Here is a 26741-nt window from a genome sequence, read left to right as displayed (position 1 = left end):
TAAAATTATAATATTCAATCTCAAAATTATGCTATAAAATTAAAATAGCAACTTTAATAACCAAATTAGGAGAAAATATGAGATTTAAAAGCTTATTTAAACTCTCTCTTGCAGCAAGCATAGCAGTTTGTGCAAATGGGGCAGATGAGAGCGTATTAAGCGGAGTTGAGGTAACAAGTAGCAGTGGCGGATATGGCGTTGATGACATCAAAATTTCAACTAGAAACGCTGGCCTAGTAAAAGACGTGATGAGAGATATTCCTGGTGTTTATGTTGGCGGAACAAACGGCATGAATCAAAAAATTTACATGAGGGGGCGTTAGCGATCGCGGTCTAAATATCACGATAGATGGCGCAAAACAAAACGGAAATACATTTCACCACAACGCTGACTTGCTGATCGATCCAGATCTTATAAAAGCTGTTGATGTCGAGGTTGGCTCAAGATCAGTGGTAAACGGCTCAGGTGCACTTGGCGGTTCGGTCGCCTTTAAAACGGTTGATGCAAAAGACTTACTAGAAAGTGGCGAGATCATCGGTGCAAAGATAAAGACAGGATACGCCTCAAATAACAGCGAATTTTCTCAAGGCCTTATGCTCTTTACTGCACCAGTTGAAGGGCTTGATTTTATAGCCGCTATTAATCACAAAGGCTACGACTACGGCAAAAGTGGTAATAACAGAAGGATAGGTGGCGACGGCAACGACCTTAGCTATCTTTTAAAGCTTGGTTACAGCTTCCTTGACGCGCATAGAATTTCTATCTCAAGAGAGCACAATGAATTTAAAGGTATTTATCCTTTAAAAGCCGAATTTGGTAGTGATCATAGTGGTGATAAACCCCGCAAATACGAGCGTGATACAACAACGCTAAAATACGAGTATAAGCCAAGCGATCTTCTAAATTTAGACGTAACAGCTTATAATACAAGACACCAAAGGATCGATGGATCAAAATGGGGCGTAGAGACAAATGGCATAAATGCAAAGGCTAAAAGCGTAATTGAGACCGGCGCTTTGACGCAGACGCTTAGATACGGCGCTGAGTTTTATCAAAGTAAAAATTTTAACAAGCCAGATAACCACTACCCAGAAAAAGTAAATAACTACTCTATCTACGCAGAAGATGCGCTAAATTTTAACTCGCTAACTGTTACCCCAGGCATCAGATACACCCATCACGAGCTAAAAAGCTATGATGGCTTAGTAGGAAATGTAAAGAGCTACACTTATAAATTTAACGAATTTACCCCAGCACTTGCGCTTGACTATGAGATCATTAAAGGGCTTAACGCATTTGCAAGCTATGCAAGAGTCTTTAGAGGACCTGATGTAATGGAGTCGATGATAGCGAGTGGAAGAGGCAGAAGCGGAGCTTTAAACTGGGCGGCAAATAAAGATCTAAAAGCGACAACTGGCAACAGCTATGAGACTGGTCTTAAATACCATGGCGACATAAGCGAAGCCAGCTCATATAGCTTATCTGCAAAATACTTCATGACAAAATATAAAAAATTTAATAGTCGATAACAATGCAGCAGGTGGTGGTGTAAATCAAACTCTAGTCAGGATAAACGCTGGTGGGGCTGATATAAGCGGCGTCGAGCTACTTGCAAGGCTAAATTTAGACGCACTAAGCCTAGCTGCTAGCTATACTCACCAAAAGGTAAAATATAAAGATAGGGTCGCTAAACCAAATGGCACCTACTACACCTCAAACATCATCGGCTACCGCGATCAGGGCGATAAATATACGTTTAACGCCGAGTATGCATTTTCTAGCATCGATACGCTAATAGGCTATAACTTAATCTACTTTGCTTCAAAAAATACCATATCAGCTGGCGATAGTGAAAATGCCAAGATACCAAGCTATGCAGTTAGCGACATCTATGCTAGCTATACGCCAAGTAGCGGCAAATTTAAAGGGCTAGAGATAAATGCTGGAATTTACAACCTCTTTAATAAAACTTATGCTTCGCAGTCTCAAAGAATGGCTGATTATACAGGCGATCCAAAATATGTAGACTGGGAGCCAGGTAGAAATTTCAAAGTAAACGTATCTTATAAATTTTAACTTCAAGGCAAGGTGAGAACCTTGCCAAATTTCTCTTTTATATAAAAATTCTAGCTTTTTCCACTATGCTCTTTGTTTTAAAAATAATATAGTATCATTTTGGCGACTAAACTTTTTGGGAGAAAAAATGAGGCAGAAGCACTTTGAAGTGGTAATTGTCGGAGCAGGCATTAGTGGGACGGCGCTCTTTTACGAGTTGGCTGCATTTAGTGATATAAAAAAGGTTGCACTTTTAGAAAAATATGACGGCGTAGCTACTCTAAATTCAAACGGCAAAGGTAACTCACAAACCATTCATTGTGGCGATATCGAGACAAACTACACGCTAGAAAAAGCAAAAAAAGTCTCTCGTGTGGCAAATATGCCAGTAAAATATGCTCTAAAATACAATCTTGATGGTAAATATATGTTCGCTCATCAAAAGATGGCACTAGCTATCGGAGATGCCGAAGTAGAGCGCATGAAAGAGCGATATGAGAGCTTTAAAGAGCTTTTTCCTTACCTTGAAATTTATGACAAAGAGAAGTTAAAACAAATCGAGCCAAACGTCGTTTTTGATGCAAATGGCAATGAGAGGCCAGAAAACATCATCGCCATAGGCACGCAAAATGGGCAGTTTACGACGATGGACTTTGGTGGCTTGGCAAACTCACTTGTGCAAAATGCGCTAAATTTAGGCGCAGATGGCTATGAAATCAGCCTAAACTCAGAAGTAACTGATATAAAAAAGGCGGGAGATACATTTCACATAAAGATAAATGATGGCGAAGTGATCACTGCAAACTACGTTGTAGTCGATGCTGGAGGTCACTCGCTATTTTTGGCTCACAAAATGGGTTATGGGCTTCATCTTAGCACACTGCCCGTTGCTGGAAGCTTTTATTTCGCAAAAAAACGCCTACTAAACGGCAAAGTCTATATGGTGCAAAACGATAAGCTACCATTTGCCGCGCTTCACGGCGATCCAGACATCCTAGCTAATGGCAACACTCGCTTTGGACCAACAGCTCTAGTCATACCAAAACTAGAGAGATATCACGGCTGTTCAAGCTTTTTTGACTTTTGTAAATGCCTAAAATTTGATAAAAATGTCTTTGAAGTCTTTACAAATCTATTAAAAGATAGCGACATCAGATCTTATATTTTAAGAAATTTCTTATTTGAAGTGCCATTTATCAATAAAAAAGAATTTGTAAAAGACGCTAGAAAGATCGTACCAAGCCTAAGTGAAAATGACCTAAGCTATGCTGTAAATTTTGGGGGCGTAAGGCCACAAGTTATCGACCGCAATAAAAAGTGCCTTGAGCTTGGCGAGGGTAAGATAAGCACAGGCGAGGGCATAAGTTTTAATATGACTCCAAGCCCTGGGGCTACGAGTTGCTTTGAAATAGCAAGAACTGATATGATCGAAGCCTGTAAATTTTTAGGTAAAAATTTTAACGAAGAGAAATTTAACGCTGAGTTTTTTGGATAAAAATAGGAGTGTTTGATATTTTTAAAAAAGGTGCGGATATGCCAAAAACAGCACAACAAAGAAAAGATGAGAGCATAAAAATTTTAAAAAAAGAGGGCGTGGCTGTGCTTGAGAGTCTGCCACTAAGGTATGACAATAGTGAAGTTACGCCAAGAAGCGTTGATGAGATCATTGCTCGTGCGGTTTGCTCATTTACGGCCATTATGTGTGCTTGCACTATCCGCGACAATGGCCACCTAAGTGAAGATGAGATAGCTTGGGCTAAAGACTTTTTGGGCGATTTGTATGGCGATCTAAGTGTAAAAGAAAAAGAGGTTGTAGAAGGCAGGGCTGATATAAATTTGGCCGTAAATATGGGCTGGAAGTATGAGTCGCTTTGGATCTTGCTTTGGGCGCTTGGCATAGCTAAAGATATCGGTGAAATGGATAAAATTTGCGACTGTGAGTTTGTGATGGATGTCTTTAGAGAGGGTGGGCTCAAAAACCGCTCAAAACTGCGCAGTTTGGATGAAATTTTAAGCGAACTTGACCTAGTTTATCGCTATCACTGGGCGTGTGTGGATGCAAGGATAAATGGCAAAAAGGTTGCTGGACTTGACGAAGAGGTCGTTATGGAAAGACGTGCAGGGCTTGAGTGGCTATGCTGCAAAGGTTGGGAAAATGATGACTTAAGAGCTGAATTTAACGCTTGGGACTACCCTGATCTAAATACGTAAATTTACATTTTTGCACTAAAATAAGCCAAAAATGAAAGGAAAAATATGAAAATTTTAGTAACTGGAACAGCTGGATTTATAGGATTTCATCTTGCGAATGCCCTTGTAAAAAGAGGCGATGAGGTCGTTGGATATGACGTGATAAATGACTACTATGATGTAAATTTAAAGCTCGCTCGCCTAAAAACGGCTGGATTTGATACGAGTGAGATAGACTATGGCAAGCTTATCACATCAAAAACGCATCCAAATTTAAAATTTATAAAAGCTGATCTTGCCGACGAAAAGACGATGAAAGAGCTTTTTACTAAAGAGAAATTTGACGTAGTGGTAAATTTAGCCGCACAAGCCGGCGTTCGCTACTCGCTCATAAACCCAAAAGCCTACATCGACAGCAACATCACAGGTTTTGTGAATATCCTCGAGTGCTGCCGCCACAATGAGATCAAAAACCTAGTCTATGCAAGCTCTAGCTCGGTTTATGGCTTAAATGAAAACATGCCATTTTCTACGCACGAGGGGGTCAATCACCCTATAAGCCTCTACGCAGCGACCAAAAAGAGCAACGAGATGATGGCACACACTTACAGCCATCTATTTAACGTGCCAACGACTGGACTTCGCTTTTTTACGGTTTATGGACCATGGGGACGCCCTGATATGGCGCTATTTTTGTTTGTTGATGCCGCGCTTAAAGATAAAACCATTGACGTCTTTAACTACGGCAAGATGAAGCGTGACTTTACCTACGTGGACGACATTGTAAAGGGCATCATTAAGTGCATCGACAACCCTGCTAAGCCTAATCCAAACTGGGACGCAAAGCACCCAGACCCTGCTACTTCAAAAGCGCCTTTTAAGGTCTATAATATCGGTAACAACAGTCCAGTTGAGCTAATGGACTATATAAAGGCGGTTGAGATAAAGATCGGCCGTGAGATTAAGAAAAATTTTCTCCCACTTCAAGCAGGCGACGTGCCAGCGACATTTGCTGATGTGAGCGACTTGGTAGCTGACTTTGACTACAAACCAAATACAAAAGTAAACGACGGCGTAGCTAAATTTGTTGAGTGGTATTGCGAGTTTTACGGAGTTAAAATTAAGGAAAGCAGATGAGGCGATGCGAATGGGCAAAAGGCGAGCTTGATATAGCTTACCACGATAACGAGTGGGGCAAAGCCATAAAAGATGATAGAAAATTTTTCGAAATGATAGTTCTGGAGGGCTTTCAGGCGGGACTTTCGTGGCATGGAGTGCTTCAAAAAAGAGAGGCCATGAGAGAGGCGTTTGATGGCTTTGATCCAGAGAAGATCAAGTTTTACGGCGAGGCTGAAATAGCGAAATTTATGCAAAATGAGAGGCTGATCCGTAACAGATTAAAACTAAAATCACTTTCTGCAAATGCCATTGCATTTTTATCCGTAACGCAAGAATTTGGTAGTTTTTATGACTATTTGTGGGGGTATTTATTAAAAAAATTTGATCCAAAATTTGACGGCAAACAGATCATAAATCACTATCAAGACATAAAACAAGTGCCAGCTACTACGCCTATGTCAGACTTTGTGGCAAAGGAGCTAAAAAAGCGAGGGTTTAAATTTTTAGGCTCTGTTAGCACCTATGCCTTTTTGCAAAGTGTGGGCGTTGTAGACGATCATATGGATTATTGTTTTTGTAAGGTAAAAGCTTGATTAGAATAATTTTTGCGGTTTTACTCCTTTTAAATTTTGCATTTTCTCTTGATTTGCTGCGCCTTAGCGAGTATAAAGATCAAAATGTCAGTGGCTGGCTAGCTAGCGAGAAGCTTGATGGCGTGCGTGCCTACTGGGACGGAGAGAATTTGCTCTCAAGACAGGGCAAAAAGCTAAATGCACCGCGAAGTTTTACTAAAAATTTCCCAAAATTTGCACTCGATGGCGAGCTTTACGCAAAGGAGCTTAAGTTTGAAGAAATTCAAGCGACCGTGATGGATAAGCTACCCGATGAAAAAGCTTGGCATAGGCTAAAATTTCATATTTTTGACGTGCCTGAGGCAAATGGTGGCTTGCTTGATAGGCTTGAAGTTTTGGCTAAATTTCTAAAAAATGAGCCAAATGAAAATTTGATCATCATAAAACAGATAAAAATGCGTGATAACGCCCAGTTTTTAAAATTTACAGAGCACATTATTGTAAATGGCGGAGAGGGAGCAGTTGTGCGTGAGCCAAATGCGCCCTACGAGCGAAAACGAAGCAAAAATGCGCTCAAATTTAAGAAATTTAAAGACGCCGAGTGCGAGGTGGTCTCCATAAATAAAGGCAGCGGTAAATACGCTAATCTCGCTGGCTCGCTCACTTGCAGGGCGCTTGGCGGCAAAGATGACGAAGAAAAAGCTAGCGAGCCAAAAGCTGGCACTATCTTTAAAATAGGCTCTGGACTAAGCGATGAAAAGCGCCAAAATCCCCCAAAGATAGGCTCCATCATCACATATAAATTTCAAAATTTAACTGCTAATGGCAAGCCAAGATTTCCAATATTTTTAAGGGTTAGAGAAGATTAAAAATTTATTCAAAAGCCTTGCTTTACTTTTGCTTTACCCTATTTTTGATAAAATTAACCACTTTTTACGAAAGGCTTAAACTTGAAAATTTTAGTAACAGGTGGTGCTGGATACATCGGCAGCCACGTAGTAAAAGCACTTTTAAAGCAAGGTAAAGATGAGATAACCATCATCGACAATCTCTGCAAGGGCTCACAAAAAGCACTTGAGGCACTCCAAAAAATCGGAAATTTTAAATTTATAAACGCAAATCTAGAAGATGATCTAAGTGAAATTTTTGCTAATGGCAAATTTGATGCGATCATCCATTTTGCGGCGTTTATCGAGGTCTTTGAGAGTATGAGCGAGCCGCTAAAATACTATCTAAACAACACCGCAAACGTCGCAAGGGTGCTAAGATACGCAAAAACCTACAATGTAAATAAATTTATATTTAGCTCAACTGCCGCAGTTTACGGCGAGCCAGACGTGGCGGAAGTGAGCGAAACAACGCCTACAAACCCGATAAATCCATATGGTAGAAGCAAACTTATGAGTGAGAAGATCATCAAAGACTACGCCACTTCAAATGAAAATTTCAAATTTGCAATACTTCGCTACTTTAACGTCGCAGGTGCGGATGAGGAGGGGTTAATCGGTCAAAACTATCCAAACGCCACGCACCTTATCAAAGTGGCTGTGCAAACTATACTTGGCAAGCGCGAGAGTATGGGCATCTTTGGCGATGATTACGCGACAAAAGATGGCACATGTGTAAGAGACTACATTCACGTTAGTGACCTAGCAGACGCTCACATTAGTGCGCTAGAGTATATTGGTAAAAATGGAAGTGAAACTTTTAACGTTGGATATGGCAGGGGATTTAGCGTAAAAGAGGTCATTGAGACCGCAAAAAAAGTAAGTGGAGTAAATTTTAAGGTGCTAAACGCGCCAAGAAGGGACGGCGACCCAGCTATTCTTATCTCAAACGCAAGCAAACTGCGCTCGCTAACAAGCTGGAAGCCAAAAAGAGACGATCTAGCGCTCATCATAAAAACCGCCCTTGAGTGGGAAAAGAGAATTTAGGGGAAAACATGAAAATAGCAGTGATTGGAACCGGATATGTTGGACTAGTAAGTGGTGCATGCTTTGCTAAAATGGGCAACAGCGTGATCTGCGTCGATGTTGATGAAAAAAAGATCGAGGCACTAAAAAACGGTGTCGTGCCTATATATGAGCCAGGCCTTGCTGATATCGTGAGCGAGTGCTACAAAAATGGCTCGCTTAAATTTAGTACGCAGATAACTGAGGCGCTAGAGCATGCAGATGTGCTATTTATCGCAGTTGGTACGCCTATGGGCGCTAATGGACAGGCGGATTTAAAATACGTTCTCTCGGTTGCTAAGTCTATCGGAGAAAATTTAAGCAAACCGCTAATCGTAGTCGATAAATCAACCGTTCCAGTGGGCACTGGAGCTAAGGTACACGAGGTGATCGAGGCTGAGCTTAAAAAGAGAAATATAGAGGTTAAATTTGAAGTCGTTTCAAACCCAGAGTTTTTAAAAGAGGGTGCGGCAGTTGAGGACTTTTTAAAGCCAGATCGCGTAGTTATCGGGGCTAGTAGTGAGTGGGGCTTTAGCGTGATGAGAGAGCTTTATGAGCCATTTATGAAAAATCACGACAGACTCATTTGTATGGACGTAAAATCAGCCGAGATGACAAAATACGCTGCAAATTCGATGCTGGCAACCAAAATAAGCTTTATAAACGAGATAGCAAATATCTGTGAACGCGTGGGCGCTGATGTAAATTTAGTAAGAAAAGGTATCGGCAGCGACTCAAGGATCGGATATAGCTTCATCTATCCAGGCTGCGGATACGGCGGTAGCTGCTTTCCAAAAGACGTCGAGGCGCTTATATACACCGCTAGACAAAACGGATTTGAGCCAGAGCTTTTAAATGCGGTCGAGTCAAGAAATAAGGCTCAAAAAAGAGTTCTATTTGATAAAATTTATAACTTCTTTGGTGGCGATCTAAAGGGCAAGACGATTGCGCTTTGGGGGCTTGCATTTAAGCCAAATACCGATGATATGAGAGAGGCTAGCTCGCTAACTTTGATAAAACTTTTGGATGAGGCTGGCGCAAAAGTGGTGGCGTACGATCCAAAAGCAAGCGAAGAAGCTAAAAAATATATGCCAAATTTAGATGTGAAATACGCTAAAAATAAGTATGACGCGCTTAATGGTGCCGATGCTATGGTACTTGTAACCGAGTGGAGTGAGTTTAGATCGCCTGATTTTATGGAGATCAAAGAGAGGCTAAGAAACGCTGTCATATTTGACGGACGCAACCAATACAACGCTAAAATTTTAGCCGAGCATGGATTTAAGTATTTCCAAATCGGAGTAAAGGCATGAGAAAATTTTTACTTTTTATCGCAGCTTGCATGCTTCCCTTTGCACTTTTGGCAGGCGAAAATATGGCAAAAACCGAGGAAAATATCTTTGAGCTACCTATCTCAAAGATGCCGCCTGATTATTTTAAATACGAAGTCGCATTTTTTAAAGAGATAGAAATCGACTGCAACTTCGCCTTTTTGCTCGGCGGAAAGCTCAAAGAAAAAGAGGACGCGCGCGGTATTTATTACGAATTTAGCGGCGGAGATGAGCTAGCGCAAACGATGATGCTCTGCAAGGACGGAAAGAAAAAGAGGCGGGTTTATTATGAATTCACTAAAATTTTACCAGGCATTAGCCCTATTAGAATCATAACTCCAAAAGGTGTAAGTGCGGAAATAAGAATGTACGAACGCGTAAAAAAGATAGAAGCAAAAAAGAAAGGAAAAAGTAAATGAAAATAGCAGTAGTAGGACTTGGATATGTTGGACTTCCATTAGCAGCAGCTTTTAGCGAAAAGTACGAGGTAGTAGGCTTTGATGTAAATGCAAAACGTATAGAAGAGCTTAAAAGTGGTTATGATAGAACGCTTGAGCTTAGCAATGAGCAGATGAAAAAAGCGATCGATAATGGCATGAAATTTAGCCTAAATTTAGATGATATCAGAAGTTGCAACTTCTTCATCGTAACCGTCCCAACTCCGATAGATAAGAACAAACGCCCTGATCTAACCCCAGTGGTAAAAGCGACTGAGAGCGTAGCAAAGGTGCTTAAAAAAGGTGACATCGTTGTCTATGAAAGCACCGTTTATCCAGGCGTTACAGAAGAAATTTGCGTGCCACTTCTTGAAAAAAGTGGGCTTAAATTTAACAAAGACTTCTTCTGCGGCTACTCTCCAGAGCGTATAAACCCAGGTGACAAAGAGCACACAGTGACAAAGATCAAAAAGATCACAAGCGGTTCAACTCCAGAGATAGCGGATAAAGTCGATGAAGTGTATCGCTCGATCATCACAGCTGGTACTCATAAAGCATCAAGTATCAAAGTAGCCGAGGCTGCAAAAGTTATAGAAAACACACAGCGCGATATAAACATCGCATTTATAAACGAGCTTGCGATGCTGTTTGAAAAGCTTCACATCAACACCATAGACGTTTTAGAAGCTGCTGGTACTAAGTGGAATTTCTTAAATTTCCGCCCAGGTCTAGTCGGCGGTCACTGCATCGGCGTAGATCCATATTATCTAACTCACAAAGCTCAAGAGGTAGGCTATCATCCTGAAATGATCCTAGCAGGTCGCCGTATCAACGACGATATGGGCAGATACGCAGCTGATCAGGTTATAAAACTAATGATAAGAAAGGGTGTGCTTATCAACAAAGCGCGCGTGCTTATCCTTGGTATGACATTTAAAGAAAACTGCCCAGATATAAGAAATTCTCGCGTTATAGACGTGGTAGATGAGCTAAAAGACTTTGGCTGCAAGGTCGATGTGACCGATCCTTGGGCTGATAGTGCTGAGGTAAGACACGAGTACGGCTTTGATCTAGTAAAAGAGTACAACCTAGATGACTACAACTGCATCGTGATCGCCGTAGCTCACAATGAGTTTAAAAAGCTAAATTTAAAAGGCCATTTAGTTTACGATATAAAAAATATCTACCCAGAGGCTGACGCTAGGCTGTAAGGAATTTAGTGCACAAAGTAAGCGTAAATTGTAAAATTTTACTTATTTTTCTGGCTGCTTATCTGTTTGGATTTGCGGCCAGGATGCTCTGGGTATTGTGGGCAAAGGATATGCCAGAGTTTTATTTTAATGGCGAATTTATGCTTACGACAAATGACGCATACTATTACGCAGAGGGTGCTAGAGATATGCTGGCTGGTTTTCATCAGCAAAATGACTTTAGCCCCTTTAATCACCCAATCTCAACAATAGTTTTTTATATTTGCAAAATTTTTCATTTTAAGATCGAAAGCGTAATGTTTTATATGAGCATCTTTTTGGCCCCTCTTATAGCGCTTCCAGTTGTTTTGATATCAAATGAGTTTAAGGCGCTAAAAGCTGGGGCTGTGGCAGCGTTTATGAGCGTGATCTTGCCAAGCTATCTTTCAAGGACATCGCCTGGATATTTTGATAGCGACATGTTAAATGTCACATTTGCGCTTTTTATCATCTATTTTTTGATCAGACTTTTAAGCACAAATGAACAAAAATTTATCGTTTTGCCTGGAGTCTTTGTGTCGCTTTATCTTTGGTGGTATCAAAGCTCATATGCACTTATTTTAAGCATTTTCTTTATGTTTTTACTATATACGCTAATTTTTATGCGAGATAGATTGCAAAATTATCAAGCGATATTTTTTATGTTTATAAGCATCGTAAGCTCAAATGTTTTTACTAAAGATCCACTAATAGCAAATAAAATTTTGGTTTTTAATTTAGTGGTTATTGCTTTATTTTTCTCTCTTTTTTGTAAATATAAAAATTTACTCTCGGCTAGAAATTTAGCCATTTTTCTTACTTTAATGCTAGCTATTTTTATCTATTTTGGTGGTTTTGATTTCATTACTTCAAAAATGGGTATTTATGTTTTTAAAGGCAATGAAATTCTTAGCGATAAATTTCACTTTATAAATGAGTATAATTTCATCAGCGAAGTAAAAAGTGCTAGCCATTTGTATTTTATCTATTTCATGTCAGGAAATATTCTTATATTACTGGCAGCTATTATTGGATACTTGCTACTTTGCTTTAAAATTCGTCCATTTTTACTTACTTTGCCAATGCTTGGACTTGGACTCCTCTCTTTTTTTAGCGGAGTTAGATTTGTTATGTACGTAACACCACTTGTTGCACTTGGTTTTGGGTATTTCTTGCATTTTTTTTTAAATTTATTTGATCTTAGAAAATCTATTAAAAATTTATCATTTTTAGTTTTTGCAATAGCTGCCCTTGCTATAAATTTAGATTTTGCTTATTTATATAGGCCAAAGACTGTAATTAGCCGTGATGAAGCAGTAGCGCTTGATAAACTCAAAAAGGTCACAAAGCGCGATGATTATGTACTTTCATGGTGGGATTACGGGTATGCTATAAGGTATTTTGCTGATGTTATGACTTTAAACGATCCTGGCAGGCAAGGTGGCGAAAATAATTATTTTGTTAGCCTTGCTTTGAGAAAAGATGAGGCATTTTCGGCTAGACTTGCAAGAGTGGCAGTTACGTATAATGACATCTCGCTTGAGCAAAATATAAGGCCAATAGATAAAATTTTAAAAGAATACAACACAAGCGATATAAATACTTTTTTAAGCCAGCTTAAAAGTGAAAATTTTAATCCACCGCTGGCAAAAAAGGCGGTTTATTACTATCTTGTGCCAAATATGATTGACATCGCGCCAAATATCTTTAGATATAGCTATATCGACGTCACAACTGGTAAAAGGCAAAAAGAGGATTTTTATCATGTTAGTGCATTAAATGGCGTTAGCGAAGCTGGTATCGACCTTGGAGATGGCTATACTTTGCCTACAAATGAGCAAAAATTTATCATGCATAACGGTGAAAAAATAGCCGTAAAATCATTTTATAAGGTAAAAGGTGCCGGAAGAGATTTAAGAATAGATGAAAAAATCATAGATGAAAACGCCAAAATTTATGTGGTTTTTTTAGAAGATTATACGCGGATATTGTTGCTTGATGAAAATGCTTTTAACTCATCTTTTGTGCAGCTTTTTATATTTGAAAAGGCCGATGAGAGATACTTTGAGCCATTTGTCATCTCAAGTGGTGTAAAAATTTATAGGTTAAAAATCTAATGCTAATCAATCTAATAAGCTCAATCGTTGTTTTTGTCGTATCAATGGGCATAAATTTCTTTCTTACGCCATTTATTCTAAAAAGCCTTGGTAACGAGGCTTTTGGCTTTGTGGGTCTTAGTAACGCGATCGTTAGCTACGCAGCAGTCATAAGTGTAGCCATAAACTCGGTTAGTGGGCGCTTTGTCGCTCATGCGTGGCACAAAAATGACCTAAGCCTTGCAAACACCTACTACTCGTCAGTGCTTGTTGTAAATATCTTCTTTTGCGCCGTTGTCGTGGTGCTTAGCTCCGTTTTTATACTAAATTTGCAAAGCTTTTTAAACGTCCCTGAAAATTTACTCTTTGACGTGAGAATGACCCTTGTTTTTTACTTTATAAATTTCTGCGTTGGGCTATTTAACGGCGTTTTGACTGTCTGCGCCTTTGTGACAAATAAGCTCTATCTACTCTCCATCAGAAATGCCATCTCAAGCGCGATTCTGGCAATCCTCATCGTGGCGCTCTTTTTCTTTTTTAAGCCATTTATCTCATATATCGCCATTTCAGCGCTAGTTGCTAGCTTTTTTGTCTTTTTTAGCACCATTTTTATGTCAGCTCGCATCACACCGGAGCTAAAATTTAGCCTTAGTAAATTTGACTTTTCTAAGATCAAAGAGCTTCTAAGCTCTGGCATTTGGAACAGCTTTAATGCGCTAAACCGCATACTTTTAACAGGCATGGATCTTTTTATCTGTAATATTTTTGTAAATGCAAACGCCACTGGCCTTCTTTCAGTCGCCAAGGCCGCCCCTATCATACTTGAGAGCTTCGTGGCGCAGCTTAGTGGTATCTTTGCGCCAAAATTTGTCGAGCTTTACTCTAAAAATTTGATCACGGATCTCATAAAAGAGGCTAAATTTTCAATGAAGGTGATCGCCTTTGTGATGAGCGCTCCGGCTGCATTTTTCGTCGTTTTTGGGCTTGATTTTTACACGCTTTGGCTACCTTTTAAAAGCGCAGATGAGGTTAAATTTATCTACAACGTCTCGATGATCACGCTTGTGCCTATCGTATTTATAAGCTTTGTTTTTTCGCTTTTTAACCTTGATAGCGCGACAAACAAGCTTCGCCGACCAGCCATTGCCAACACTATCCTTGGCGTTAGCACGATCATAGCGCAGATCGCGCTGCTCAAATTTAGTGACTACGGCGTTTATGGTATCGTCATCGTCGCAGCCATTTTTTATAGCATAAGAATTCTTGGCTTTGATCTCATAAATGCTGCTTTAAATTTGGAGGTAAAACTCACCACATTTTATGGAGTTTATTTTAAAAATTTAGCTGTTTTTGCGCTTTGCGTGCTTGCGATGTTTGCCTGCAAGGACTTTGTGAGCCTAGATAACTGGCTAAAATTTGCTATCTTTGCTGCGATATACGCCGGCGCAGCTTATGTTTTGGGATATTTTTTGTTTTTTAATGCTTACGAGCGAGGCATAGTCTGGCGTAAAATTTTAAAAAAATTTAAAAGGTCTTAAATGGATGAAATTTATCTGATCTCTTTGGCAAAAGATACCAAAAGGCGCGAGCTTTTGCAGCAGAAATTTAGCTCTTATGATAGCTTTAAACTAATAGACGCAGTTGATGGCAGGGAGCTAAATGCAAGGGAGTATTACAAGATTATTTCGCCATCATTTAAAGCTTACGGCAAAATTTTAAGCCCAGCAGAGGTTGGCTGCTCGCTCTCGCACGTGAAGGCTTATGAGGCGTTTTTGGCAAGTGAGGCTAAATTTGCCCTCATCTTTGAAGACGACGTGATCGGAGATGATCAGGCCATAAAAGAGGCCTTTTTGGCAGCTAGCAAGATGCCTGAAAACAGCGTGCTGATATGCGGCATGCAAGATGGGCTAGAGGGCAGGTTTAGCGCCTTTGGCAAAAAGGTGGATACTAGCCTAAGTAAGCCACTTTGGCAGGTCTCAAAGCACTCATTTTCAAGCATTTATAGAGCAGGGGCTTATATGCTAACTAAAAAAAGTGCTAAAAATTTGCTTGAAATTCATAAGCGTGCGCTTTGCACGACAGATGTTTGGGACTATTTGCTCGGCGTTAATGATATGCAGATGTATTTTTGCGATCTCTTTTCGCACCCAACAGATCTTAGTGGCTCAAACATCGAGGGCGAGCGCCTTGAGAGGGGATACAGGGCAAATTTAAAGGCCTATATCAAGACAATTAAATTTATACTTTTCTCACGGCTTGAAAAGCTTCAAGGCTATGAGAGAATTTTTAAAAGGGGCTAAATGAGCGAGCCATTAATCAGCATCGTAACCGCGACCTATAAGCGTCCAGAGCTTTTAAAAAAGGCCATAAAAAGTGCTCTAGCTCAAAGCTATAAAAATTTAGAAATAGTTGTAACCGATGACGGCGATGACGAGAGTGCGAGTGAAATTTGGAAGAGTTTTAACGACGCTAGGATCAAATTTGTAAAAAACAGCACCCACAAAAAGAGCCCAAATGGCAATAAAAATAACGGCTTTGACAACGCAACAGGCGAGTTTGTCTGCTTACTTGATGATGATGATGAGCTTTTGCCAGAGGCGATTGCCCAGTGCTATGAAATTTTAAAAAGTGGCGAGTATTCGTGCGTTTTTGCAGATGCGATCTGCGAAAAAGATGGCGTGATGACCGAGGTGATAGCTGGTAGAAGCCCATATAGCAAGAGCGGGGCGATGAGCAAGGTTGATTATCACTGCGGGCGGATAAATGGCGAGTACTTTAAGCTTTTTTCGCGTGAATTTATAGATGATTTTAGGTTTGATGAGAGCAGTTTTGGCGGCGAAAATGAGCTTTACATCCGCTTTTTTGAAAAAAATGTCTTTTATCTTAAAAAACCACTTTACATCTACCGCATCGCAAGAAGCGATAGTGCGACGCTAAATGCCAGCAAGCACGCGCTAAATGTGGCAAACGCTTACATCAAAACAGCAAACTTGCACTACGACATCGCTATCAAAAATGAGCCAAAATTTCTAGCTATGCAGTATAAAAATGCCGCTTACTACGCCAAAATAGCGGGCGAATATGGCCTTATGCTAAGGTGCATCTTTAAAAGCCTTAGCATTAAATTTAGTAAAGAGGCGTTTATATTTTTGCTGCTTAGCCCACTTCCAAGTGGCATTTTACCAGCACTTTCAAAGCTTAGAGTGAAGATAAAACAAAGGTTTGGCGTATGAGGATATTATTTGTCACATCAACGCTTAGAAGTGGCGGTGCGGAGCGAGTTTGCGCGGTGATCGCGTCAAGGTTTAGCTTGGATCACGATGTAAGCCTTGTTAAATTTGACAAGGACGAGCCATTTTACGAGCTAGCAAGTGGCGTAAAGCTCATAAATTTAGGCGTTGGGGCTGACGAGCTTGGCTTGGTTGGAAATTTAAAAAAGAGAGTTTCAAAGGTGCTTGCCTTAAGAGCGCTCATACAAGAGGGCAAATTTGACGCCGTGATATCCTTTTTAGACGCCGTAAATACCTTGGTACTCTTTAGCTCGGCTGGGCTAAAAACGCCTATAATCATAAGCGAGCACACAAACTATCTTGCGCCAAAAAGAGCCATTTTTAAGGTGCTAAGACGCATAAGCTATCCATTTGCAAATGCACTTAGCGTCTTAAGCGACGAGGATCTAGTACATTACTCGAAATTTTGCAAAAATGTGATGAAAATTTACAACCCACTCTTTGAAGAGGCATGCAGTGAGAGCTTTGCTAAAGAAAATTTAGTCATCTTTGTTGGCAGACTAAATAAGATAAAAAACTGCGAAATGTTTGTAAGAGTGGCTGCAAGCTTAAAGCAAAGCGGCTATAAATTTGCTGTCGCTGGAGATGGCGACGAGAGAGCAAATTTAGAAATTTTAGCCAAAAATTTGGGCGCAAATGTCGAATTCTTAGGCAACGTTAGCGACATCGCCTCACTTTATAAAAGGGCAAAGGTGCTGATCTCTTGCTCAAATTTCGAGGGTCTTGGAAATACCTTGATAGAGGCGATAAACTATGACTGCGTGCGTGTTGCGACAAGAACTAGCGGGGCAAAAGAGCTTATAAAAGATGGCTTTGATGGCTTGCTTTGCGAGATAAATGACGCTGATCAGATGAGCGAAAAGCTTGCAAAAATGCTGCAAGATGAAGCAAAAATGGGCGAATTTGCTAAAAATGCAAGGGCTAGACTTGATGAGTTTAGCGTGGAGCAAATTTATAAAAAATGGCTGGAGCTTTTAAGGCTTGGAGGTGTTAAGTGAAAATTCTTTTTGTCATCGCTGCGCTTAGAAACGGCGGAGCTGAGCGAGTGCTAAATGTGCTTGCAAATGAGCTTAGCAAAGAAAATGAGATCACTATCGCCCTGCTTGAAGAGGATCTTGGGCTATATAAATTTAGTGAAAAGATAAATATCATAAACCTTAACGTCACTGGTTCGGGTGTTGCTTTAAAATTTAAGAAAATCCTAGCTCTTAGAGCGCTTTTTAAAGAGCAAAGAGCTGATCTTATAATGAGCTTTATCGACTGGACAAACGTCGCTTGCGTGCTGGCAAATTTGGGGCTAAAGAGCAAACTAATAGCGACCGAACATCACGAACACAGCTACTTAAAAAGCAAAATCGCAAGCGCTATGCGTGACTTTTCGTATAAATTTGTAGATGGCTTAAGCGTGCTAAGTAAAAGTGACTTCAACTACTATAAATTTGCCAAAAATCGTGAGGTCATACATAATCCACTTTTTATCGACGTGCCTAAAATTTGCGAGAAGCAAAACGTCATCTTAAGCGTGGCAAGGCTGGAGGCGGTAAAGGGCTATGATATCTATTTTGAGGCGCTTAGCAAGGTGGATAAGAGCTTGCTTGATGGCTGGGAGATAAAGATCGCAGGCAGCGGCAGGCAAGAGAGTGAGCTAAAGCAAATGGCGTTAAATTTAGGGCTTAGCGTCAAATTTCTAGGTCACATGAGTGATGTTACGAGCCTTTACAGCGAGGCAAAAATTTTCACTCTTTGTTCACGAAGCGAGGGGCTTTCAAACGTGTTAATCGAGTCAGGCGCCTTTGGCTGCGCTAGACTAAGTAGCGACACCGTGGGTGCAAGAGAGCTTATAGATGACGGCATTAACGGGCTTATCTTTAAAAATGGCGATACAAATGATCTTAAAGATAAACTTGAGATGCTTTTAAAAGATGAAAATTTGAGGCAAAAACTAGCAAAAAACGCCAGCGAAAGTGCAAATTTATTTAGCAAAGAAAATATCATCAAGCAGTGGCGAGAATTTATAAAAAAGGTTGTTAGCAAGTGAAAAAAATAGCCGTTTTTTTATACTCGATGGGGCCTGGTGGGGCTGAGCGAAATGTGGCAAATTTGCTGCCATTTTTGGTTAAAAGATATGAAGTTCATCTCATCTTAATGAGCAAGGTCATCGCTTACGAGATCCCAAGTGAGGTGCAAATCCACTTTATAGAAAATAGCGATCCATACGAGAGTGGGCTAAAGAAGCTTGCAAGGCTCTTTTTAGCGATGCCAATGCTTGCCTTTAAGTATAAAAAGCTCTGTCAAAATTTAGGCATCGACACGCAGTTTGTGCTGATGAACCGCCCTTGCTATATCGCTGGGGTTGCTAGAATTTTAGGGTTAAAGGCTAGGTTAGTTATCAGCGAGCGAAGCTGTCCGTCGATCCTATATAAAAACGATCTAAGCGGCAGGGTTAATAAATTTTTACTCACTCATCTTTATAAAAAAGCTGATCTAATCCTCGCAAATGCAGCCGGCAACAAAGAGGATCTGGTGCGAAATTTTGGCATGAGCGAAGCAAAAACAAAGGTGCTTTATAACGCCCTTGATCTAAAAACTATAAATTTGCTAAAAGATGAGCCGCTTGAGAGCGACTTTAAGCCATTTTTCATAAACATAGGCCGCCTTGATAGCGGTAAAAATCAAGCCATGCTAATAAAAATAATAGCTTTGATTAGCGACCCTCGCGCCACGCTTGGCATCCTTGGCAAAGGGCCTTTAAAGGATGAGCTGCAAAAATTGATAGACAAATTTGGCGTGGGTGATCGAGTAAAGCTTCTTGGCACTGATAAAAATCCTTTTAGGCATATAAAAAACGCCTCTTGCTTACTTTGTGCTTCGCGTTTTGAGGGCTTTTCAAACGTCTTGCTTGAAGCACTAGCATGCGAAAAAACTATCATCTCAACCGAGCACAAGAGTGGCGCAAAGGAGCTTTTGGGCGATAGCGAGTTTGGCATCTTAGTGCCTGTTGATGACGAAAATGCGATGAAAGAGGCGATGATAAAGGTGCTTAACGAGCGTGAAATAAGGCAAAATTTTGAAAATGTTGCGTATAATCGGGCTAAATTTTTTTATAGTGAAAATATAGCGAGCGAGCTTATAAATTTTTTGGAAAATCCTAATGAATAGAAATTTATTTTTTAAAAATTACTCTTTATACTTGATGATATTTGTCGCAGTCCTCTTTGGCATGGTTTGCAGGCTTTACTGGGTCTTTTGGGCGAGCGAGTATCCGGTATTTTTCTGGAACAACGAGCTGATGATCAGCACAAACGACGGCTACGCATTTGCCGAGGGCGCAAGGGATATGCTAGCTGGCTTTCACCAAGAAAACGACCTTAGCTACTATGGCTATCCGCTCTCGACACTTACTTACTGGATCGTGAAATTTCTAGGCGTCAAGCTTGAGACGGCGATGATTTATATGAGCGTCTTTTTCTCGTCGCTTGTGGCTGTGCCTGTTATCTTGATCGCAAACGAATACAAAGCAAAAATGGCTGGCTTCATCGCTGCACTTCTTGCAGTGATCGCAAATAGCTACTACAACCGCACTATGGCAGGCTACTACGATACTGACATGCTCATCATCCCACTTAGCGTCTTTGTCGTTTGGGGACTTGTTAGGGTGCTTGAGAAAAAGGACGCAAAGAGCCTAATAATCGCACCTTTGAGTGTGCTTATTTACATGTGGTGGTATGCGAGTGCCTTTTCGCTTATTAGCATTTTAACTGGGCTATTTTTACTTTACACGCTCATTTTTGATAGGAAAAATCCACTTTTTTACCTTGAAATTTCGCTGCTTTTACTTGCCATTTCAAATCTTGATCTAACGCTTAAATTTATCGCTATCATCGCTATTTATACGCTTTGTCTTTTTAAAAAAGAGATGATAAATTTAAAATTTGCTCTTGCTGTTTTGGTTGTTGTTTTTGCTGTTTTTGTCATCCGTGGCGGACTAAATCCGATTATTTTTCAGCTTAAATTTTACGTCTTTAGAGATGCGCCTGAAGTTGGCGGTATGAGCTTTCACTTTTTTAATGTCAATCAGACTATTCAAGAGTCAAGCATCGTTGATTTTACGCTATTTTGCGAGAGGATTAGCGCAAATGTCATCACATTTTTGATCTCGCTTGCTGGCGTTGCTCTTTTTTGCTTTAAATACCGCTCATTTGCCGTCTCGCTTGGCATGCTTGCACTTGGCTTTTTAGCATTTAAAAGTGGACTTAGATTTACCATTTATGCTGTGCCTATCATGGCACTTGGCTTTGGCTATTTGGTGGAGTTTATACTTTCAAATTTAAAGCTAAAAGGAGCGGTGCTAAATCTTGCGAGAGTCTTTATAACCGTGCTTGCCCTCGCTCCAGCGCTCATTCATATCTATGGTTACAAAGCTGAGCCGGTTTTTGTACACAAAGAGGTTGAAATTTTAAACAAGCTAAAAAGTATCACAGGACGCGAGGACTATGTGGTTGCGTGGTGGGACTATGGATATCCGATTAGATATTACAGCGATGTTAAGACGCTCATTGATGGTGGAAAGCACCTTGGACGCGAAAATTTTGCCGTGAGTTTTGCGCTTGGAAGCGATGAGATGAGCTCGGCAAATATGGCAAGGCTTGATGTAGAATACACAGAGAGAAATTTTAAAGAGCGATTTAATGGCAATTTGGCTCAAATTTTAAAAGAGAGAAATGCAAGCATCGATCAGTTTTTTAGCGATATAAAAGAGGCAAATTTTAGCTTGCCAGCAAAGACTAGGGATATTTACTACTACTTGCCAGATAGGATGCTTAGTATTTTTCCGACCATTTTGCAGTTTAGCAAGATCGATCTAAAAAGCGGTAAAAATTTAAACAACGGACTTTTTATCGTCACAAGAGCGATCTCTCAAAATGAAAATGGCATTAGGCTAAATGGTGGTTTTACGCTCACAAGTGATGTCACAAATTTAATCTATGATGGCAATATCTTGCCTCTTAAATCTTTCATAGAGACTGATTATAACGAGGCTGGCAAGCTAAATGTCAAAGAGTATAAAAATAACGAAAGCTCAAATATTTCTGTCATTTTTATGAGAGATTATGGCAGGTTTATCATACTTGATGAAAACATCTTAAATAGCGCATACATCCAGCTTTTTGTACTTGAAAGGTACGATCCAAAAATTTTTGAGCCAGTTATACTTGACGGGGCGGCAAAAATTTATAAATTAAAGAGGTAGAGATGGCAAGGATAGGGTTTTTAAGCCACGCTGATATGAGTATACACTTTTTTAGACGCCCTGTTATGCAGGCTTTAAAAGATATGGGGCATGAGGTTTTTGCTATCGCTCCAAAAGGTGACTTTACTGATGAGCTTGCTAAAAGCTTTCACGCTGTTACATACGAGCTTGACAAGGCCAGTCTAAATCCGCTAACCGTCATAAATAACTCAAAAAAACTATCTCAAATTTTAGGCGAGCTAAATTTAGACCTGCTTCAAACTGGCGCTCACAAGTCAAATGTATTTGGCACGTTTGCTGCTAAAAACGCTGGCATAAAGCACGTGATAAATTTGGTTGAAGGCCTTGGTAGCTTTTATATCGATGATGATATTAAGACAAAGGCTGTGCGTTTTGTCATGGAGAGCCTTTATAAGCTATCTTTTGCAAAAGCTGATGCTTGCATCTTCGTAAATGACGCAGATCCAGACTATCTGATCTCAAGGAATTTGATAGATAAAAGCAAGGTGTATCGCATAAAAAGTGTCGGCGTCGATACTGCTAAATTTGACCCAGCTATCACGCAGGCATCTAATCTTGGCGATAAAAAGGTGGTTCTCATGATCGCCAGAGCCATGTGGCACAAGGGCGTTCGAGAATTTTACGAGGCAGCTGAAATTTTAAATGGCTACAAAAACTGCGAATTTGTCTTTGTGGGCGAGGGTTTTGCTGGTAATAAATCAACCGCAGACGAGAGCTTTTTAAAAGGTGGCAAGGTACGTTATCTTGGCGCTAGAAACGATATCCCGCAGCTTTTAAAGGCCTCTTACTTGCTAGCACTTCCTAGCTACAAAGAGGGTTTTCCAAGAACGGTTTTAGAGGCGATGAGTATGGCTAAAGCAGTCGTTGCAAGTGACGTAACAGGCTGCAATGAAGCTGTAAAAGAGGGCTACAACGGGCTTTTATGTAAGGTAAAAGACGCAAGTGATCTTGCTGGAAAGATAAAAATTTTGCTTGACGATGAAGCGCTTTGCACTAAACTTGGGCAAAATGGCAGAGACTGGGCAGTTAGTGAGTTTGACGAGAAGCAAATCGCAAAAAGATATATAGAAATTTATAGGAAATTTATAGATGTATAGAAATTTTTTAAAGAGGGTGATTGATATTTTGGGAGCACTATTTTTGCTCATTTTAACATCGCCTATCATCATAGCAACGGCGATCTTTATCTATTTTAAGGTAAGCCGCGATGTTATTTTTACGCAGGCAAGACCAGGGCTAAAAGAGAAAATTTTTAAAATTTATAAATTTAAGACGATGAGCGACGAGCGTGACGCAAATGGCGAGCTATTGCCAGATGATCAGCGTCTTGGTAAATTTGGCAAACTGATCCGCTCACTTAGCCTCGATGAGCTGCCACAGCTTTTTAACGTGCTAAAGGGCGACATGAGTTTCATTGGACCAAGGCCACTTTTGGTTGAATATCTACCCATCTATAACGAAACGCAAAAGCACCGCCACGACGTGCGCCCTGGTATCACGGGTCTAGCGCAGGTAAATGGCAGAAACGCCATAAGCTGGGAGAAAAAATTTGAGTACGACGTCTATTACGCTAAAAATTTAAGCTTTATGCTTGATGTAAAGATCGCATTACGGACCATCGAAAAGGTGCTAAAACGAAGTGGTGTTAGCAAAGAGGGTCAGGCAACGACGGAGAAATTTAATGGCAAAAACTAAGAAAATTTACATCTACGGAGCGAGCGGCCATGGCCTTGTAGTCGCTGATATCGCTAGAAATAATGGCTATGACGAGATAGTTTTTTTAGATGATGCTAGTGAGTTTAAATTTAGCCCAAAGCTTGAAAAAGCAGACATCATAATAGCTATTGGCGAAAACAAAACAAGGCAAAAGATCAGCCAAAGGGTAGAGGCCGCTGGCTTTGAGATAGTAACTTTGATCCATAAAAGCGCGGTTGTGAGTGAGAGTGCTGTTATAGAAAAAGGTGCGGTCATCATGCCAAATGCTGTGATAAACGCAAAGGTACGCATAAAAGAGGGCGCTATCATAAACTCTGGTGCGGTGATAGAGCATGAGTGCGTGATAGACAAATTTGCTCACATCAGCCCAAATGTAGCCCTTGCTGGAAATGTTAGCGTGGGCGAATTTACGCACATAGGTATCGGCTCAAGCATCATTCAAGACATAAGTATTGGCAAAAACTGCATCATCGGTGCTGGAAGCGTGGTTGTTAGAGATATAAAAGATGGCACAAAGGCTTACGGCGTGCCAGCATGCGAGCGCGCTAAGATATAAATTTAAAAATAAGTGCTAAAATCGCCAAAAAATCACGAAAGGGATGAAATGGATAGGGTTTTTTTATCTCCACCAAATATGAGCGGAAAAGAGCAAGAATATATAAAAAAAGTTTTTGAAAGCAACTATATAGCGCCACTTGGCGAGTATGTTAATAAATTTGAAGAAAGTATAAAAAGCTACACCGGAGCAAAAGATGCTCTTGCGCTAAGCGCTGGAACAGCAGCACTTCACCTAGCACTTCGTGTCCTTGGCGTAAAAGAGGGCGATTTTGTGCTGGCTTCTAGCTTTACCTTCATGGCTTCAGTCTCGCCTATACTTTATGAAAAAGCAACTCCAGTCTTCATCGACTGCGACGAGAGCTGGAATTTAAGCCCAGAACTACTTAAAAAAGCGATCTCAAATTTACCTAAAAAGCCAAAGGCATTAGTCGTTACTCATCTTTACGGTCAAGCTTCAAAGATGAAAGAAATTTGTGAAATTTGCCAAAACGAGGGCATCGCTTTGGTTGAAGATGCAGCTGAAGCACTTGGCGGATTTTACGGCGGTAAGGCGCTTGGCACATTTGGCGTGATGGGTGCATATAGCTTTAACGGCAATAAAATAATCACCACTTCAGGTGGCGGTATGCTAGTTGGTGACAAGGAATTTGTAGAAAAAGCTAGATTTTACAGCACTCAGGCAAGAGAGCCTTTGCTTCACTATGAGCATAAAGACTATGGCTACAACTATCGCTTAAGCAACGTGCTAGGCGCTATTGGCGTGGCTCAGATGGAAGTTTTGGAAAAAAGGGTTGAGCAAAAGAGAAAAGTCTTTGAAATTTATGAAAAAGAGCTTGGCGATATTTTAGAATTTATGCCAGAGCTAGCAAATTCTCGTGGCAACAGATGGCTCACAACTGGCGTTTTTGCCAAAAAAGATGCACATTTAAAAGTTATAAAAGCACTAGCTGATGAAAATATTGAGAGTCGTCCACTTTGGAAGCCTATGCATTTACAGCCTGTCTTTAAAGGTGCGTTAAGCTTTACCGATGGATATAGCGAAGATCTGTTTTCAAGAGGAATTTGCTTGCCAAGTGGCAGCGATATGAGCGAGCAGACACAAGAAAGAGTGATAAAAATAGTCAAGGAAAATGCGTAAATGTTTCATGCAACAAAGTTAAAAAGGCTCGTATTTTTCCTTCTTGGCGATGTTTTTATATTTATCTTTTCGATATATGTGGCTTATCTTTTAAGATTTAACGCTGACATCCCAGATATCTACGCACAAGGGCTTTTTGTAACGGCTGGATTTTTGATCGTATTTAAGCTCTTTTTTATGTGGATGTTTAAAATTTACAAGGTGCCGTGGAGGTTTTTTGGATTAAACGAAGCAAGAAAAATTTTTCTTGCTCACGTTTGCTCAGCGGTTTTATTTACGATCATTTTTTTTATTATTCAAGATTTTTTAAATCCATATCCAAGAAGCGTTATTTTCATTGATCTTCTTATTTCATGCTTACTTGTTGGGCTTTTAAGAATTTCAAAACGCATGGTGCTTGACTTTTCAAACAAACCTCACAAAGGTGAGCCTTGTATCGTTATAGGCGCAACGTCAAAAGCGCTTCACGTCTTGCGTGGCTTAAAGCAGGGCTATCTTGACTACTACGCAGTTGGCGTGGTAGATGGCAGAAGTGACCTTGTTGGCACATATTGTGATGGATTTTTAGTTCAAGATAAAAAAGAGATACCAAGCCTTATAAAAGATTATGACGCAAAGACTGCTATCATCGCACTAGCACTTGATCAAGACGAGCTTCAAGCCTTAGTTGATGAGCTAAGCGGATATGGCATAAGAGATATGAAACTCTTTTCGCTTATCGAAAATGAGCCGATCAAAGATATCTCGATCGAAGATTTGCTCGCTAGAAAGCCAAAAGACCTTAATCCAGAGGCTATTTCAAATTTCTTAAAGGATAAAAGAGTGCTTGTCACTGGAGCTGGTGGTAGTATAGGAAGCGAAATTTGCAAGCAGTGCTTAAAATTTGGAGTAAGCGAGCTTGTAATGGTTGAGCACAGTGAGTTTAACCTTTATAAAATAGGCGAAGATACAAAAGATAAAAGGACTGTTAGCAAGCTTGTAAATATCACAAATTTAAAGGACTTTGAAGAAGTTTTTGCTGACTTCAAACCTGAGATTGTTATCCATGCTGCAGCATATAAGCACGTGCCGCTTTGTGAGCTAAACCCTCGCTCGGCTGTCGAAAATAATATCCTTGGTACAAAAAATGCTGTCGATCTTTCAAAAAAATATGGCGTTAAAAAATTTGTCATGATCTCATCAGACAAGGCCGTACGCCCAACAAATATAATGGGCACAACTAAGCGTGTTTGTGAGCTTTATGCTTTAAATTCAAATGAAGCAGGTGTCTGTGAGATAGTTTGCGTTCGCTTTGGAAATGTCCTTGGCTCAAGTGGCTCTGTTATACCGAAATTTAAAGCACAAATCGCTGCAAATAAGCCACTAAGTGTTACTCACCCAGAGATTACAAGATATTTTATGCTCACATCTGAAGCGTGTCAGCTGGTACTTCAAGCTGCCTCTATTGCAGAAGGTGGCGAGCTTTTTGTGCTTGATATGGGCGAGCCGATAAAGATCGTCGATCTGGCTAAAAAGATGCTGCTTCTTTCAAATAAAGAGCATTTGGGTATCGAATTTGTAGGACTTAGGACGGGCGAGAAGCTTTATGAGGAGCTGCTTATCAACAAAGACGATGTTCAAACCAAGTATGAGTCGATCTTTGTGACACATTCACAGCCATATGATTTGACGCTTTTAAATTCGCAGATCAATGAGCTTTTGGAGCTAGAAGATGACAGCGAGATCGCACCTGCACTTAAAAAGATCGTTCCTGAGTTCAATCACGCATTAAATTTAAAAGGTTAA

25 protein-coding genes are annotated in these 26741 nt (G+C 40.3%); all 25 read left to right on the top strand.

Translation table 11 applies throughout. From position 1 onward, the window contains the following. Positions 1–77 precede the first annotated feature (77 nt). Positions 78–323: a hypothetical protein gene (locus CVS92_RS09110; protein WP_234398673.1), complete on the top strand. Its 246-nt coding sequence runs from the start codon at positions 78–80 to the stop codon at positions 321–323. Between the two features lie 16 nt (positions 324–339). Then, the gene (locus tag CVS92_RS09105) at positions 340–1530 is read left to right on the top strand and encodes a TonB-dependent receptor domain-containing protein (RefSeq protein WP_320205031.1); all 1191 of its coding nucleotides are present in this window, start codon (positions 340–342) and stop codon (positions 1528–1530) included. Continuing rightward, entirely contained in the window at positions 1508–2077 is a 570-nt protein-coding gene (locus tag CVS92_RS09100; protein WP_320205030.1) for a TonB-dependent receptor domain-containing protein, read from the top strand. The genes CVS92_RS09105 and CVS92_RS09100 overlap by 23 nt, the downstream gene beginning before the upstream one ends. A 127-nt stretch (positions 2078–2204) precedes the next feature. Continuing rightward, positions 2205–3551, top strand: coding sequence for an FAD-dependent oxidoreductase (locus tag CVS92_RS00970; RefSeq protein ID WP_107788197.1), 1347 nt, complete (start codon positions 2205–2207; stop codon positions 3549–3551). Between the two features lie 38 nt (positions 3552–3589). Then, entirely contained in the window at positions 3590–4267 is a 678-nt protein-coding gene (locus tag CVS92_RS00965) for a DUF4272 domain-containing protein (RefSeq protein WP_107788196.1), read from the top strand. 45 nt (positions 4268–4312) lie between these two features. Next, positions 4313–5383, top strand: coding sequence for an NAD-dependent epimerase (locus CVS92_RS00960; protein WP_103618297.1), 1071 nt, complete (start codon positions 4313–4315; stop codon positions 5381–5383). Further along, positions 5380–5958, top strand: coding sequence for a DNA-3-methyladenine glycosylase I (locus tag CVS92_RS00955; protein WP_103618296.1), 579 nt, complete (start codon positions 5380–5382; stop codon positions 5956–5958). The genes CVS92_RS00960 and CVS92_RS00955 overlap by 4 nt, the downstream gene beginning before the upstream one ends. Then, a complete protein-coding gene (locus CVS92_RS00950) occupies positions 5958–6806 on the top strand; it encodes a DNA ligase (RefSeq protein WP_107788199.1) in 849 nt (282 codons plus the stop codon). Before CVS92_RS00955 ends, CVS92_RS00950 begins: the two co-directional genes overlap by 1 nt. An 81-nt stretch (positions 6807–6887) precedes the next feature. Further along, on the top strand, positions 6888–7871 hold the full coding sequence (gene galE / locus CVS92_RS00945; protein ID WP_107788195.1) for a UDP-glucose 4-epimerase GalE: 984 nt from the start codon (positions 6888–6890) through the stop codon (positions 7869–7871). An 8-nt stretch (positions 7872–7879) separates the two neighbouring features. After that, positions 7880–9202 carry a UDP-glucose dehydrogenase family protein gene (locus CVS92_RS00940; protein ID WP_107788194.1) on the top strand — a complete coding sequence of 441 codons (1323 nt, stop codon included), beginning with the start codon at positions 7880–7882 and terminating at the stop codon, positions 9200–9202. After that, complete coding sequence (locus CVS92_RS00935; RefSeq protein WP_107788193.1) at positions 9199–9639, top strand: ecotin family protein; 441 nt, start codon at positions 9199–9201, stop codon at positions 9637–9639. The genes CVS92_RS00940 and CVS92_RS00935 overlap by 4 nt, the downstream gene beginning before the upstream one ends. Continuing rightward, positions 9636–10868 carry a nucleotide sugar dehydrogenase gene (locus tag CVS92_RS00930; protein WP_107788192.1) on the top strand — a complete coding sequence of 411 codons (1233 nt, stop codon included), beginning with the start codon at positions 9636–9638 and terminating at the stop codon, positions 10866–10868. The genes CVS92_RS00935 and CVS92_RS00930 overlap by 4 nt, the downstream gene beginning before the upstream one ends. Before the next feature lie 8 nt (positions 10869–10876). After that, on the top strand, positions 10877–13003 hold the full coding sequence (locus CVS92_RS00925) for an STT3 domain-containing protein (RefSeq protein WP_107788191.1): 2127 nt from the start codon (positions 10877–10879) through the stop codon (positions 13001–13003). After that, a complete protein-coding gene (locus CVS92_RS00920) occupies positions 13003–14520 on the top strand; it encodes an MATE family efflux transporter (RefSeq protein WP_107788190.1) in 1518 nt (505 codons plus the stop codon). The genes CVS92_RS00925 and CVS92_RS00920 overlap by 1 nt, the downstream gene beginning before the upstream one ends. Next, a complete protein-coding gene (locus CVS92_RS00915; protein WP_107788189.1) occupies positions 14521–15282 on the top strand; it encodes a glycosyltransferase family 25 protein in 762 nt (253 codons plus the stop codon). Continuing rightward, positions 15283–16215, top strand: a complete 933-nt coding sequence (locus CVS92_RS00910) for a glycosyltransferase family 2 protein (protein WP_107788188.1) — start codon at positions 15283–15285, stop codon at positions 16213–16215. Next, entirely contained in the window at positions 16212–17270 is a 1059-nt protein-coding gene (locus CVS92_RS00905; protein WP_107788187.1) for a glycosyltransferase, read from the top strand. The genes CVS92_RS00910 and CVS92_RS00905 overlap by 4 nt, the downstream gene beginning before the upstream one ends. Further along, the gene (locus tag CVS92_RS00900) at positions 17267–18310 is read left to right on the top strand and encodes a glycosyltransferase (protein WP_107788186.1); all 1044 of its coding nucleotides are present in this window, start codon (positions 17267–17269) and stop codon (positions 18308–18310) included. Before CVS92_RS00905 ends, CVS92_RS00900 begins: the two co-directional genes overlap by 4 nt. Then, a complete protein-coding gene (locus tag CVS92_RS00895) occupies positions 18307–19431 on the top strand; it encodes a glycosyltransferase (RefSeq protein WP_107788185.1) in 1125 nt (374 codons plus the stop codon). Before CVS92_RS00900 ends, CVS92_RS00895 begins: the two co-directional genes overlap by 4 nt. Beyond that, entirely contained in the window at positions 19424–21523 is a 2100-nt protein-coding gene (locus CVS92_RS00890; RefSeq protein WP_107788184.1) for an STT3 domain-containing protein, read from the top strand. The genes CVS92_RS00895 and CVS92_RS00890 overlap by 8 nt, the downstream gene beginning before the upstream one ends. 2 nt (positions 21524–21525) lie before the next feature. After that, the gene (gene pglA, locus CVS92_RS00885) at positions 21526–22641 is read left to right on the top strand and encodes a N,N'-diacetylbacillosaminyl-diphospho-undecaprenol alpha-1,3-N-acetylgalactosaminyltransferase (RefSeq protein WP_107788183.1); all 1116 of its coding nucleotides are present in this window, start codon (positions 21526–21528) and stop codon (positions 22639–22641) included. Beyond that, on the top strand, positions 22634–23239 hold the full coding sequence (gene pglC / locus CVS92_RS00880) for an undecaprenyl phosphate N,N'-diacetylbacillosamine 1-phosphate transferase (RefSeq protein ID WP_107788182.1): 606 nt from the start codon (positions 22634–22636) through the stop codon (positions 23237–23239). Before pglA ends, pglC begins: the two co-directional genes overlap by 8 nt. Next, positions 23226–23816, top strand: a complete 591-nt coding sequence (gene pglD, locus CVS92_RS00875) for a UDP-N-acetylbacillosamine N-acetyltransferase (protein ID WP_107788181.1) — start codon at positions 23226–23228, stop codon at positions 23814–23816. Before pglC ends, pglD begins: the two co-directional genes overlap by 14 nt. A gap of 48 nt (positions 23817–23864) precedes the next feature. Then, positions 23865–24956, top strand: coding sequence for a UDP-N-acetylbacillosamine transaminase (pglE, locus tag CVS92_RS00870; RefSeq protein ID WP_107788180.1), 1092 nt, complete (start codon positions 23865–23867; stop codon positions 24954–24956). Then, the gene (gene pglF, locus CVS92_RS00865; protein ID WP_107788179.1) at positions 24957–26741 is read left to right on the top strand and encodes a UDP-N-acetylglucosamine 4,6-dehydratase (configuration-retaining); all 1785 of its coding nucleotides are present in this window, start codon (positions 24957–24959) and stop codon (positions 26739–26741) included. It abuts the gene before it with no gap.

The organism is Campylobacter concisus (genome assembly GCF_003048555.1).
Lineage (GTDB): Bacteria > Campylobacterota > Campylobacteria > Campylobacterales > Campylobacteraceae > Campylobacter_A > Campylobacter_A concisus_AO.
Note: the sequence above shows the minus strand (reverse complement) of the source record. Positions and strands in the feature narration are given on the sequence as shown.